14 protein-coding genes are annotated in these 12,534 nt (G+C 67.1%); 5 read left to right on the forward strand and 9 right to left on the reverse strand.

What is annotated here, in order from left to right:
• Positions 1-31: 31 nt before the first annotated feature.
• The gene (locus OHB12_RS09895) at positions 32-1,027 is read right to left on the reverse strand and encodes a helix-turn-helix transcriptional regulator (protein ID WP_327120980.1); all 996 of its coding nucleotides are present in this window, start codon (positions 1,025-1,027) and stop codon (positions 32-34) included.
• 77 nt (positions 1,028-1,104) lie between these two features.
• Here OHB12_RS09895 and OHB12_RS09900 point away from each other — a divergent pair, with 77 nt between their 5' ends.
• Positions 1,105-1,401, forward strand: coding sequence for an MTH1187 family thiamine-binding protein (locus OHB12_RS09900; RefSeq protein WP_327118285.1), 297 nt, complete (start codon positions 1,105-1,107; stop codon positions 1,399-1,401).
• A gap of 350 nt (positions 1,402-1,751) precedes the next feature.
• Here OHB12_RS09900 and pafA read toward each other — a convergent pair whose 3' ends face one another.
• The 6 genes from pafA to OHB12_RS09930 form a co-directional block, all read right to left on the reverse strand.
• Positions 1,752-3,110, reverse strand: coding sequence for a Pup--protein ligase (gene pafA / locus OHB12_RS09905; RefSeq protein WP_327118287.1), 1,359 nt, complete (start codon positions 3,108-3,110; stop codon positions 1,752-1,754).
• A 229-nt stretch (positions 3,111-3,339) separates the two neighbouring features.
• Positions 3,340-4,119 (reverse strand): proteasome subunit alpha, encoded by a 780-nt coding sequence (gene prcA, locus OHB12_RS09910; protein WP_327118289.1) that lies wholly within the window; start codon positions 4,117-4,119, stop codon positions 3,340-3,342.
• A gap of 2 nt (positions 4,120-4,121) precedes the next feature.
• Entirely contained in the window at positions 4,122-4,976 is an 855-nt protein-coding gene (gene prcB, locus OHB12_RS09915; protein ID WP_327118291.1) for a proteasome subunit beta, read from the reverse strand.
• A complete protein-coding gene (locus OHB12_RS09920) occupies positions 4,973-5,167 on the reverse strand; it encodes a ubiquitin-like protein Pup (protein WP_040790983.1) in 195 nt (64 codons plus the stop codon). The genes prcB and OHB12_RS09920 overlap by 4 nt, the downstream gene beginning before the upstream one ends.
• A 177-nt stretch (positions 5,168-5,344) precedes the next feature.
• Positions 5,345-6,844 (reverse strand): depupylase/deamidase Dop, encoded by a 1,500-nt coding sequence (gene dop, locus OHB12_RS09925; protein WP_327118296.1) that lies wholly within the window; start codon positions 6,842-6,844, stop codon positions 5,345-5,347.
• Positions 6,845-7,004: 160 nt separating this feature from the next.
• Positions 7,005-8,159, reverse strand: coding sequence for an RNA-guided endonuclease InsQ/TnpB family protein (locus tag OHB12_RS09930; RefSeq protein WP_327118298.1), 1,155 nt, complete (start codon positions 8,157-8,159; stop codon positions 7,005-7,007).
• A 92-nt stretch (positions 8,160-8,251) separates the two neighbouring features.
• Here OHB12_RS09930 and OHB12_RS09935 point away from each other — a divergent pair, with 92 nt between their 5' ends.
• From OHB12_RS09935 to OHB12_RS09950, 4 genes are all read left to right on the forward strand, one after another.
• Positions 8,252-8,956, forward strand: a complete 705-nt coding sequence (locus OHB12_RS09935) for an NUDIX domain-containing protein (protein ID WP_327118300.1) — start codon at positions 8,252-8,254, stop codon at positions 8,954-8,956.
• 412 nt (positions 8,957-9,368) lie between these two features.
• The gene (locus tag OHB12_RS09940) at positions 9,369-9,656 is read left to right on the forward strand and encodes a DUF427 domain-containing protein (RefSeq protein ID WP_327118302.1); all 288 of its coding nucleotides are present in this window, start codon (positions 9,369-9,371) and stop codon (positions 9,654-9,656) included.
• Between the two features lie 220 nt (positions 9,657-9,876).
• Positions 9,877-10,659, forward strand: coding sequence for a helix-turn-helix transcriptional regulator (locus tag OHB12_RS09945; RefSeq protein WP_327118304.1), 783 nt, complete (start codon positions 9,877-9,879; stop codon positions 10,657-10,659).
• A gap of 138 nt (positions 10,660-10,797) precedes the next feature.
• Positions 10,798-11,403 carry an NUDIX hydrolase gene (locus OHB12_RS09950; protein WP_327118306.1) on the forward strand — a complete coding sequence of 202 codons (606 nt, stop codon included), beginning with the start codon at positions 10,798-10,800 and terminating at the stop codon, positions 11,401-11,403.
• On the opposite strand, the gene OHB12_RS09955 is transcribed toward OHB12_RS09950, so the two are convergent.
• The gene (locus OHB12_RS09955; protein ID WP_327118308.1) at positions 11,404-12,084 is read right to left on the reverse strand and encodes a TIGR00266 family protein; all 681 of its coding nucleotides are present in this window, start codon (positions 12,082-12,084) and stop codon (positions 11,404-11,406) included.
• 45 nt (positions 12,085-12,129) lie between these two features.
• On the reverse strand, positions 12,130-12,504 hold the full coding sequence (locus OHB12_RS09960) for an arsenate reductase family protein (RefSeq protein WP_327118310.1): 375 nt from the start codon (positions 12,502-12,504) through the stop codon (positions 12,130-12,132).
• Positions 12,505-12,534 lie beyond the last annotated feature (30 nt).

The following is a 12,534-nucleotide window of genomic DNA, read 5'->3' on the forward strand; positions in this document are numbered from 1 at the left end:
GCCGTGCCGATTGTTCGCTCGCTGCGCTCGCTCATGCCCGGACCTCCGTGTGGTCGAACACCGAACGCAGCCGGGCGATGACATCGGTCCTGAGCGCCTCGGGCGCGAGTACCACCGCGTCCGGCCCGAGACCGGTGATGAGCCGGGCCAGCCAGTCGCGGGAGCGGACCGGCAGCTGCACGACGGCGCCGGTGCGACCCCCGAGGCTGCGCTCGCCGGTGACCTGTCCGAGCCTGCGGATCTCCTGTCCGCGCCCGTCGGCGACCCACACCGTGGCCGAGCCACTAACCGGTGCCGTGCTGGTGACCTGGTCGACGATCGCGCGCAGATCGACACCATCCGGCTTACGGACCGCATTGCGCGGGCCAGCGGCGGTCACGTCGTCGCCGATCCGGGACAGCCGGAAGCTGCGCACCGCAGCTCGATCCCGGTCATGCCCGACGAGATACCAACGGCCGTGGTGGGTGACCACACCCCACGGCTCGACGTCGCGCATCAAGTAGGGGGCGTTGATCGCGCCACGGTGCTCGAATCGAACGGCCTGGCCCGCGTCGATCGCGGCGAGAAGCTTGCCGAGCACCGGTTCCGAGCCGCGGGTGCGAGCCGGGACAGCTGGCACCGAAGCCACCGCGGCGTCGGTCTCCACATGGATACCGGCCGCGCGCAATTTGAGCAGCGCACCCTCCGCCGCCGCGGCGAGCTCGGGCGATTCCCACATCTGCACGGCCACCGCGACGGCGGCGGCCTCCTCGTCGGTCAGGTCGATATCGGGTAGTTCGTAGGCGTCCCGGTTGATCCGGTAGCCCTCGATCGTCGAGTACCGGCTCACCGGTCCGACCTCGAGCGGGATGCCCAGATCACGCAGTTCGTTCTTGTCCCGCTCGAACATCCGGCTGAACGCCTCGTCGCTGACGGAGTCCTCGTATCCCGCGACACTGTCCCGAATCCGCTCCGCGGTCAGGAACTGCCGGGTCGACAGCAGCGCGATGACCAGATTCATCAGCCGCTCGACCTTGGATATCGCCACCCGATAGAGGGTAATCGGCACCGCGCGGCGGCGCGCAATTCGGTCGGTCACAGCGTGCAGGCGGGCATCATCAAGACATGATCATCGCCTTCTCCGTAACTCCGCTCGGCACCGGCGTAGACGTCGGGCGAGCCGTCGCCGAAGCGGTCCGCGTGGTGCGCGCCAGTGGACTGCCCAATCGCACCGACGCCATGTTCACCACGGTCGAGGGCGAATGGGACGAGGTGATGGGTGTGGTGAAGCAGGCAACCGACGCGATCCTCGCGGTCGCGCCGCGGTGCAGCCTGGTGCTGAAGGCCGACATCCGGCCGGGCGTCACCGATGCTATGACCGCGAAAGTCGAGAAGGTCGAGCAGTACCTGTCAGAGAAGTAGCTTCCGACGCGGGACACCCGACCCGATCATGAACTCGCCGCCTGTCGGCACAGCCCAGCCCCGCCCTCCGCCGCACGAACTCCGGCGATATCGCGGTGGATGAATGCTGCAAGGGTCGCTCGCCAGATGCCGACAACGGCCCGAACGTAGACACTGGTCAAGACGTCGCGCAACGCCGACTCGGCGCCCTCGCGATAGCCACGACGCCGATATAGACCAAGATCACGGCAACGACTGCATGGTCCTGAACACAAACCCGAACTGACCGTAACCGCACTCTCAACCACGTCGAGTGCGAGTCTGACGAGCACCGTTCGCGGCCCGGAGGCGCGGCAAATCCAACACAGCTCTCACATCGACGCGATGAGGCGGTCCACGCGCTCGTCGACCGAGCGGAACGGGTCCTTGCACAGCACAGTGCGCTGCGCCTGGTCGTTCAGCTTCAGATGCACCCAGTCGACCGTGAAGTCGCGACCCGCCTCCTGAGCGGCGGTGATGAAGTCACCGCGCAGTTTGGCCCTGGTGGTCTGCGGCGGGGTGTCCACTGCGGTGTCCACGGCCTCGTCCTCGGTGACCCGCTTGGCCAGGCCCTTGCGCTGCAGCAGGTCGAAGACGCCGCGTCCGCGCTTGATGTCGTGGTAGGCCAGATCCAACTGAGCGATCTTCGGATCGGACAGCTCCATGCCGTAACGGTCCTGATAGCGCTGGAACAGCTTGCGCTTGATCACCCAGTCGATCTCGGTGTCGACCTTGGCGAAGTCCTGTGCCTCCACCGCGTCCAGGGTGCGCCCCCACAGGTCGACCACCTGATCGATCTGGGGATCGCGGTCGCGGTTGCGCAGGTGCTCCACCGCGCGGGCGTAGTACTCGCGCTGAATGTCCAGGGCGCTGGCCTGCCTGCCGCCGGCCAAGCGCACCGGGCGGCGGCCGGTCAGGTCGTGGCTGACCTCGCGGATCGCTCGGATCGGGTTGTCCAGGGCGAAATCGCGGAACGAGACGCCCGCCTCGATCATCTCCAGCACCAGCGCGGCCGTGCCGACCTTGAGCATGGTGGTGGTCTCGGACATATTGGAGTCGCCAACGATCACGTGCAGGCGGCGGTATTTCTCCGCGTCCGCGTGTGGCTCGTCACGCGTGTTGATGATCGGGCGCGAGCGGGTGGTCGCCGAGGAGACGCCCTCCCAGATGTGCTCGGCGCGCTGCGAGAGGCAGAAGGTGGCGGCCTTCGGCGTCTGCAGCACCTTGCCCGCCCCACAGATCAGCTGGCGGGTGACCAGGAACGGCAGCAGCACGTCCGAGATCCGGGAGAACTCGCCTGCGCGGACCACGAGGAAGTTCTCGTGGCAGCCGTAGGAGTTGCCTGCCGAGTCGGTGTTGTTCTTGAACAAGTAGATGTCGCCGCCGATACCTTCTTCGGCCAGACGCTGCTCGGCGTCGATCAGCAACTCTTCGAGGACCCGCTCGCCTGCTCGGTCGTGGGTCACCAACTGTGCCAGGCTGTCGCATTCCGCGGTCGCGTACTCCGGGTGCGACCCGACATCGAGGTAGAGCCGAGCACCGTTGCGGAGGAACACGTTCGAGCTACGGCCCCAGGACACCACCCGGCGGAACAGATACCGGGCCACCTCGTCGGGGGACAGCCGACGGTGACCGTGGAAGGTGCATGTCACACCGAACTCGGTCTCGATCCCCATGATTCGTCGCTGCACACTATCGACATTACAGCCATGTCATGGACTTGCGTGGTTCAGCGAACAACCCGGATGCATACGTCTTCGCAACGATTTGGCCCGCTTTGTCGGAATTCGTACGGTTGAACCGGTACTTCCACCGAAGGATGCACACCCCGGATACGGACCAGGACACGACGGCACGGCCCGCGAACAAGGCGCCGTCGACGCGTCGTTCACGGACCGTGGAACTCGGCCGCCGGGCGGTTCACTCCGCCTTCGGAGCGTCCTCCGCCGGGGATTCCTCGTCCTTCGACTCCGGCTCACCTGCCGCCTTCGCCGGGCTCAGCAACCGCTCGAGCGCGGTATCGGTGACCCGCCGGAACGCCCGGCGCGGCCGCGCCTGCTCCAGCGTGGCCACCTCGAGTGAGCTCACGCCCAGCACCCGCTTCTCCTTCTCGGTGCCCTCCGGCACGCCCGCCTGCAGCGCGCGCACCGCGACACCGACCGCGGAGGCCAGGTCGAGACCCGGCTTGTAGGAGGCCTTCAGTGCGGTGACGATCGGCTCGGTCGTTCCGCCCATCACCACGAACTCGCGCTCGTCCACGATCGACCCGTCGAAGGTGATCCGGTACAGCACCGACCGCGCTGCCTGTTCCGGATAGCCGACCTCGGCCACGCAGATCTCCACCTCGTAAGGCTTGAGCTGGTCGGTGAAGATCGAGCCCAGGGTCTGCGCGTAGGCGTTGGCCAGGGCGCGGCCGGTGACATCGCGGCGGTCGTACTGGTAACCGCGGATGTCGGCCTGCAGGATGCCGCCCCTGCGCAGGTTCTCGAACTCGTTGTACTTGCCGACCGCGGCGAACCCGACCCGGTCATAGAGCTCACTCACCTTGTGCAGCGTCGCGGACGGATTCTCCGCGACGAACAGCACGCCCTTGTCGTAGGCCAGCACCACGACACTGCGACCTCGACCGATTCCCTTTCGCGCGAGCTCGGTCTTGTCGCGCATGATCTGCTCGGCCGACGCGTAGTACGGCAGTGTCATACTCAGGCGCTCCCTTCTTCGGCGGCCTCACGGTCGGAGATGATCCCGCGGGTGATCTCCGCCAGCCGTGACTCGGTCACCTCGACCGCGCCCTCGTCATCGACAACAATCGCCGTCGGGAAGATGCCACGCAGCAGGTCCGGACCGCCCGTCGCGGTATCGTCGTCAGCCGCGTCGAACAGCGACTCGACGGCGATGCGCAGCGCACGGTCCTGGTCGATTCCCTTGGCGTACAACTTCTTCAGCGCGGACTTCGCGAACACCGAGCCGGAACCAACCGCGGCGTAGCCGAACCTCTCCTCACTGCGTCCACCCACCACATCGAATGACACGATGCGGCCCGCCTTGTCCGGATCGGCGGCGTCGAGTTCGTAGCCGACCAACATCGGCACCACCGCGAGACCCTGCAGGGCCGCGGGCAAGTTCTCTCGCACCATCTTCGACAGCTTGTTCGCCTTGCCGTCGAAGGTCAGCGACACGCCCTCGAGTTTCTCGTAGTGCTCCAGCTCCACCGCGAAGATCCGCACCAGCTCCACGGCCATCCCCGCGGTACCGGCGATGCCGGCCGCGGAGTAGCTGTCGGTGATGAAGACCTTCTCGATGTCCCGGCTGGCCAACAGGTTCCCCTGCGTGGCGCGCCGGTCACCGGCAATCAGCACACCGCCGCGGTAGCTGACTGCGACGATGGTCGTGCCGTGCGGAGCGATGTCCTTCGCGGAAGTGCCGCCGGAAATTCCGGCGGCACCTGGCCCGAACCTGCTGGAAGGCAACAGATCCGGAGCATGCGCGCGCAAGTGTTCGGAGAAGGAAGAGAGGGCGTACCCCAAGTGGAGACGCGAGGGGTCACCTACGGTCACTGGCCGCCTTTCTGGACGTACGCACGAACGAAGTCTTCGGCGTTCTCCTCGAGTACGTCATCAATCTCGTCGAGCAGGTCGTCGGTATCCTCCGCCAGCTTTTCGCGGCGCTCCTGACCCGCGGCGTCGACACCATCCGGGCCCTCGTCCTCGTCGCCGCCCCCGGCGCGCTTGGTCTGCTCTTGTGCCATCGCAGCCGACCTCCTCTGTCCTCATCATGACCGGAGCCCATCTGAGCACGGCTCCGATCATGAGCAATGTCCGTGCTCGTCCTTCAACACTACCCAGCGACACCGACACTGTGTCTAATTTGCGACGCCCTGTGTTTATGGCCGCGCCTGCGACGCGGCGGGCGGTAGAACGAAACCCTATGTGGTGAGCTGTTCTACCAGGTCGGCAGCGGTGTCGACACCGTCGAGCAGCTTTCCGACGTGCGCTTTGGTGCCGCGACGCGGCTCGAGCGTGGGGATGCGGACCAGTGAGTCGCCGCCCAGATCGAAGATCACCGAGTCCCAGCTCGCCGCGGCGATATCGGCGCCGAAACGGCGCAGGCATTCGCCGCGGAAATATGCGCGGGTGTCGGTGGGCGGGTTGGTCATGGCGTCCAAGACCTGCTGCTCGTTGATCAACCGCTTCATCGAGCCGCGCGCGACCAGGCGGTTGTAGAGGCCCTTGTCCAGGCGCACGTCGGAATACTGCAGGTCCATCAGGTGCAGCTTGGGCGCCGCCCAGCCGAGGCCCTCCCGGCTGCGCATACCCTCGAGCAGACGTAGCTTGGCGGGCCAGTCGAGCAAGCTCGCGCACTCCATCGGGTCGCGCTCGAGCAGGTCGAGGACCATCGCCCAGTTCTCGATGATGTCCTGGACGCGCTTGTCGTCGTTGCCCGTGCGATCCACGAACTTGACCACCCGGTCCAGGTAGACGCGCTGCAGCGCGAGACCGGTGAGCTCGCGGCCGTCGGCGAGCGCGACGATGGCCCGCAGGGTCGGGTCGTGGCTGATCGCGTGCACCGCGGTGACCGGGCGGGCAAGCTGCAGGTCGGACAAGTCCTCCCCCGCCTCGATCAGGTCGAGGACCAAGGCGGTGGTGCCGACCTTGAGGTAGGTCGACATCTCGGCCAGGTTGGCATCACCGATGATGACGTGCAGCCTGCGGTACTTGTCCGCGTCGGCGTGCGGTTCATCCCGAGTGTTGATGATGCCGCGCTTGAGCGTGGTCTCCAGGCCGACCTCGACCTCGATGTAGTCGGAGCGCTGGGACAGCTGGAAGCCCGCATGGTCTCCGGACTGGCCGATGCCGACCCGGCCGGAGCCGCAAATCACCTGGCGGGACACGAAGAACGGGGTGAGCCCCACGATGATCTGGTTGAACGGGGTGTCGCGGCTCATCAGATAGTTCTCGTGGGTGCCGTAAGAGGCGCCCTTGCCGTCGACGTTGTTCTTGTACAGCTGCAGTCGCGGGGCCCCTGGCACGCTCGAGGCGTGCCGTGCGGCGGCCTCCATCACCCGCTCGCCTGCCTTATCCCAGATCACCGCGTCCAAGGGGTCGGTGACCTCCGGCGCGGAGTATTCGGGGTGAGCGTGGTCGACGTAGAGCCGGGCGCCATTGGTGAGAATCATGTTGGCCGCGCCGACCTCATCGGCATCGATCACGGGCGCGGGCCCATTCATCCGGCTCAGGTCGAATCCGCGCGCGTCACGCAGCGGCGACTCCACCTCGTAGTCCCAGCGGGTGCGCTTCGCACGCGGCACGCCCTCGGCCGCGGCGTACGCGAGAACCGCCTGCGTGGAGGTGAGGATCGGGTTGGCCGACGGCTCGGTAGGGGTCGCGATGCCGTACTCGACCTCGATTCCGATGATGCGCTGCATGGTGTCGAGCCTAGGCGACGCACCCGGCCGCACCCGTCGCGACCGGCGGAGTCCAAATGTCATACCGCAGGTGGTACTTCCGGAGGACCCCTCTCGCGCAGGTCGACGCGATAGTCGGTACTTAACGGTTCTCCTGCCTGAAGGTAGGGAGATTTCCAGCTCAGACTGCAACCGCACCGACATCCCCGGAAGGAGGTCGATCCGCTTGTCTGATGTCCTCGACACTGTTATGGCCCCGTTCTGCCGTAGCCAGAATCACTCGGGCAGCGTTACGGTCGCGGGTGTCGGTATGACCGCATTCCCCGCACCGGAACCTTCGTTCACCGAGTTCGAGTCGCTGCTTGGCTCTCGCGAAACAACCCGAACACGTCATCGTCGTGTACGCGGGCCGAACCAACACCACCCTCCGGCCGGCCCGCCGAGCCCGTTCGATCAACTCTCGTTTCGCCGCACCGATAGCGGCATCGGCCGACTTACGGGCCATCGTCGACCTCGCCAAGAACACTGGTGTGAAGTCCTCGACCGCGATCAAGTCATGAGCCTGCACAACCCGCTTCGCCCACACCCGCGAATCGTGCCGGGTTTGACGCATCGCCTTCTTCGCCAGCCTCGCGGCCTGCCGCTTCGCGTCCACATAACCCCTGGACTGCGGCCTACTCTTGCGGTAGCGGCGCGCCATCTTCCGTTGCGCCTTCGCCAACTCGGCGGCACACCGCTTCCGATGCCCCAGATACGGCAGGTCGAACGCCGGATCACTCGCGGTCGCGGTCGTGGCGACACCCCAATCGATCCCGACACCACCCTCAGCGCGGGGCATGGCTTCGACCGCCCGGCGCACAACGAACGACGCGTACCAATGGCCCAGGCAATCCCGGTACACCCGAACCGAAGTCGGCTCGGACGGAAGCTCACGCGACCAGACCACCGGAATCGTGACGCCCTTCGGCAGCACGAGGCGTCGGTCCTTGATGCCGAATCCCCGAGTGGTGTATTCCAGCGACGGCAACGTGTTCTTCCGGGCCTTGATCCTCGGTTTGCGGCGTCCCTTCACCTTGAACGAGTGATCCGAGGATTGCGCGTATCCGCGAAGCGCCTGTTGTTGGACGACCTGGGAGCCCTCGCGCAGCCATGGGAGTTTCGTGCGGGCGTCGGTGAGCAGTTTCCCCAGCTTCGCGAGCGTCGGCTTGGCACCCGATTTCTGTTGGTGGACGGCCTCATTCCACAACCACCGACACCGCCCCCACTCGGCCAGAAGCGCCGCTTCGGCGGTGGCACCCGGCCGAAGCCGGTACGTGTACCGCACCACCTCATCCACACACGCACTCTATCCAGGAGCACCGACATGCCCCAACGACGACACCTCTTCCTCCGCCGCCTGAACGCGACGGTATCCGAGATGAAATCCCGATGACCGAATCGATCGCCGATCTCCGCGCGGATACCCAGGTGCGGCACCGCGTGCCGGAACCGACAACGCCCCCCGTACCCACCCGATTGGTCGCATCGAAGAGAGCCCCGGGGGGCCGCTACCGTCGTTTCGTGACACTCGCCGACCGCTACCCTCTGCTGCACATGCCGACACATTGGGTATGGGGCGGTCTGGACGCCCGATTCTCCACCGAGCTCCCGCCCGACGGACTGGTCACCAACGTCCATGTGGTCTGCTTCGTCGGCGACGAGATCGTGCTCTGCCGCGACGATCGCGACATCTGGCTGGTTCCCGGTGGCACCAGGGAGCGCGGCGAGTCCGTCGACGAATGCGTCGGCAGGGAGTTGCGGGAGGAGGCGGGCGCACGACCGGTCGGCCCGATTCGATGGCTCGGCGCCCACCACGCCACCAGCAATCGCCCGGCACCGTACCGCGAGTGGCAGCCGCACCCGCACAAGGCGTGGCTCTGGTGCGCCGCCGATGTGGTGCTCGACTCCGCACCGACCAACCCCGACGACGCCGAACAAATCCTCGAGGTTCGGACTTTCCCGGTCGCGGAGGCGATGCGTCGCGCAGGCACGGACGGCGGCCACATGACCGAACTGGTCGCACTGGCCGTCGAAGTCCATCGCCCCGGATTCCGGCTCGAACCAGCACGATCCGCCCCGGAACCGCCCGCTTGATCGCGGGCCGAGATCCATGATCAGGCCGGATGCCTGGTCGCGCGCTCAGCAACGTCTCTCTGCGCGCAAGCTGTAGCGCTCCGGCCGAATCCTCGCCGGACCCGTCGGGGCCGTCGGGCTACGTACATGGCGGCCTCGCGGTACATGGCGGCCTCGCGCTCCGGCGATTCCGGTGTCATAGCGGCGCCTCGCAGTGCCTGGCGACCAGACGTCCCACAGGGCGGCGTGTGGGCGCCGGCGCGGTCGACAACCTCCTGCGTGGGCAGCACCCGGAGGCGGCGGCTCTGAACGGACGAGCACCCGGCGGATACCGGGCGATCACTGCGAGCACTATGCGTGGCGCTCGGCTCTGGAACCCCGATCCGCCGCCAGGCCCCGCCCACCATTCCCGCTGCTGGGGCAGAATCGGGGTATGGCAACGGCAACCTGGCACGGCCGCGTCCTCGCGACCAGCGACGACACCCTCGTCGTCGAAGGCAACCACTACTTCCCACCGGACTCGGTGCACTCCGAGTTCTTCCAGTCCTCCGACACCAACACGGTCTGCCCCTGGAAGGGCACCGCGAGCTACTACACCGTGGTGGTCGACGGCGAATCCAACCCGGACGCCGCCTGGTACTACCCCGACCCGAAACCCGAGGCGGCCCAGATAAAGAACTACGTCGCCTTTTGGCGCGACATCGACGTCACCGACAGCTGACCCGAGCAGAGTCCTGGATTCATGGAGTCGATGCGGTAACCCGATGAGAGTCGAGGTGCCGCATGGTTCCGCCGCATCGGCATGGACCTGGCGGATCCTGGCCGCGGTGACCTCGTCCCGGGTATCAGCGGCGGCGATCGGCAAAGTGCGACTGCCGCGGCGTCGAAAAGGCTAGTCTCGTCGGAGGATCCAGCGAGAGTGCGTCAGCCGGGAGCATCCGATGAAGGCTCTGGTCATCAACGACTTCTCGACGTCGGCGGACGCCCGGGCCGCCGCGCCACGTGCGGGTACCGCGCTACTACGGCCCGGGATCCTGGCCTTCGAGGGGGCGATCGGCTCGACGGAGTTGCACGCCCATCACGCGGTGCAGATCGTCGCGGCCTCTAGCCCGATAGTGGTGGTGGACGGAAGCGGCGCCCGCCTGCACGGCACCCACGTTATCGTTCCGACCGACGCGCCGCATCGGATCGATGTCGGCGCCGCACACGGCACTGCCGTCTACCTCGACCCGGAGACCGTCGCCGGTGCCGCCGCCGACCGCAGAGCGCACCTGCACGGCTGGGCCGACATGGCCGGGATCGATCCTGCTCACGGCGATTTGACCGAGCATGTCACCACCGTCGTCGACGATCTGCTGCGCGAAGGCGGCGAGACCGGCACGGTCGAGCGGAACGCCGTTGTGACCGCGGCTCTGCACCTGCTGCCCGCGCTGGTCCGGGAGGGCTCGGTGCGTGGCTCGGATGTCGCACGCCAGCTGGGTGTTTCGGCGACGCGACTGACGCAACTGTTCATCGACCAGGTCGGCATCCCGTTGCGCCGCTATATCCTCTGGCTGCGTCTGCACATCGCGACGACCCGGGTAATGGCCGGCGACGATCTCGCCACGGCCGCGCATGCCGCGGGTTTCTCCGACACCGCGCACCTGACCCGCACCTGCAGGCGCACCTTCGGCCTACCACCCTCCGCCCTGATCGGTACGACCGATCGGGATCTCGGCGGGTAGCCGAATGTTTGTGACCAGAACTGGAGAAGGCCCGCGGTCGGATTGGTACATACCGGTTGAAATTCGCCGATGCGCACGGAAGCACCCTCGGGGCGATCCTCGCTCGGGGCGGCGTGCGGTTCACGTTACCCTCGACCCGTGCCGATTCCGCCCTGCCGTCAGTCACCGGACGCCGACGCACCCGGCTCCGAGCTGATCGCGGTCTACGACCCGACGGGCGAACCGGTCGGCGCCGCGGCACGGGCCACGGTCTACCGCGACGGACTGTGGCACGCCAGCGCAGGCGTGCTGTTGCGGTCGCGCGACGGCAATCGGGTCTACGTGCACCGGCGCACCGACACCAAGATGGTCTTCGCGGGCATGCACGACTGCCTCGCGGGCGGCGTGGTCGAGCCGGGCGAAGCCCCGCGCGACACCGCCATCCGCGAACTCGCCGAGGAATTGGGCATCCTGCTCGGCCCACACGAGGCGGCCCCGCGGTCGCTGGCGCGCGTCTCCTGGGATGGCGACTGGCAGGGCAGACCCATGCGTTGCCACCTGTTCGCGTACGAATTGCGCTACGCGGGACCGATCCGGCACCAGCCCGAGGAGATCGCCGACGGCTGGTGGTGGACCGATGCCGAACTGCGCGCGCACCTCGCCGACCCGGACTGGCCGTTCGTCCCGGACACCCGGTTGCTGATACCGGACATCCTGACCGGAACGGCCCACCGGCCGAAGGACTCCGGTGGGCCGCCGAGATGATCAGCTGGACGAGGTCACCGAACCCGCCCACGCGGCAAAGGCGCCGGGGTTGCGGGTTTGCAGCAGTACCCGGCCGGGACCGGTGAAGTCGAACACGAATCCCTCACCCGACTTCAGCGACTGGATCGACCGGCCCGAAACCGCCCGGCGAATAGTGAAATTCATCGCCAGGTCATAGGCCACCACGTGACCGGTGTCGATGGTGATCGGCTCGCCTGGTTGCAGATCGATGACATCGATCGCGCCGAACACACCGACGACGATCTCCCCTTCGCCGTGCGCGCGCAGACCGAACCCGCCCTCGCCACCGAACAGGTTCGCGAAACCGCCCCACTTGCTCTCCACCTGCACGCCGTGCGAGTTGGCGATCCAGCCGCCGCGGCTGATGAAGAACGGGCGATCCGGACTGATCTGAAGATTCAGCATATCGCCGGGCAGCGCGGGCGCCACATCCACCCAGCCGCCCTGCGACGGCGCGGTGAACGTCGAGACGAAGAAGGACTCGCCGGCCAGCACCGACCGCTTCAATCCGGCTAGGATGCCGCCTTCGGCCTTGGCCTGCAATGTGACTCCCGCCGAATGGGCGACCATGGCACCGCTCTCGACGCGCATCGGCTCGCCACCCGACAGGAAGCACCGCGCGATGGTCGAGGCGGGGTTGTGGCGCAGTTGTACCTTCATGTCCGCCGACCCTACCGCCTGATTTCGAAGGAAGGGTCGGCCGGATCAGGGCCGAGAGATCGCCTCGAGCGCGGCGTCGTCCCGCGCGACGACGGCGCCGTCGTCCGCGGTCAGCACGATGGGGCGCTGGATCAGCTTCGGGTGTTCGGCCAGCGCCTCGATCCACCGGTCCCGGTCGGCGGCGGTGCGCCCCCAGCTCGCCATTCCCAGGTCCTTGGCGATCCGCTCGCCGATGCGGGTGATGTCCCACGGTTCGGCACCGAGCCGCCGCAGCACGTCACGCAGTTCGGCGGCGGTCGGCGGCTCGTCGAGGTATCTGCGCACCGAGTACTCGATGCCCGCCTCGTCGAGGAACGCGGTCGCGTTGCGGCTCTTGGTGCATTGCGGGTTGTGCCAGATCTGTGTCTGCCGGGAGGTCATGCACGCAGGGTACCGAGGGCCACAGCGCCC

This window comes from Nocardia sp. NBC_01730 (genome assembly GCF_035920445.1).
Lineage (GTDB): Bacteria > Actinomycetota > Actinomycetes > Mycobacteriales > Mycobacteriaceae > Nocardia.

What these genes read in the sequence shown, in the direction of transcription:
- OHB12_RS09900 (WP_327118285.1), top strand. Translation starts at nt 1,105, where the DNA reads ATGATCATCGCCTTCTCCGTAACTCCGCTCGGCACCGGCGTAGACGTC.
- prcA (WP_327118289.1), bottom strand. Translation starts at nt 4,119, where the DNA reads ATGACACTGCCGTACTACGCGTCGGCCGAGCAGATCATGCGCGACAAG.
- OHB12_RS09920 (WP_040790983.1), bottom strand. Translation starts at nt 5,167, where the DNA reads ATGGCACAAGAGCAGACCAAGCGCGCCGGGGGCGGCGACGAGGACGAG.
- dop (WP_327118296.1), bottom strand. Translation starts at nt 6,844, where the DNA reads ATGCAGCGCATCATCGGAATCGAGGTCGAGTACGGCATCGCGACCCCT.
- OHB12_RS09935 (WP_327118300.1), top strand. Translation starts at nt 8,252, where the DNA reads ATGACCGAATCGATCGCCGATCTCCGCGCGGATACCCAGGTGCGGCAC.
- OHB12_RS09940 (WP_327118302.1), top strand. Translation starts at nt 9,369, where the DNA reads ATGGCAACGGCAACCTGGCACGGCCGCGTCCTCGCGACCAGCGACGAC.
- OHB12_RS09945 (WP_327118304.1), top strand. Translation starts at nt 9,877, where the DNA reads ATGAAGGCTCTGGTCATCAACGACTTCTCGACGTCGGCGGACGCCCGG.
- OHB12_RS09955 (WP_327118308.1), bottom strand. Translation starts at nt 12,084, where the DNA reads ATGAAGGTACAACTGCGCCACAACCCCGCCTCGACCATCGCGCGGTGC.
- OHB12_RS09960 (WP_327118310.1), bottom strand. Translation starts at nt 12,504, where the DNA reads ATGACCTCCCGGCAGACACAGATCTGGCACAACCCGCAATGCACCAAG.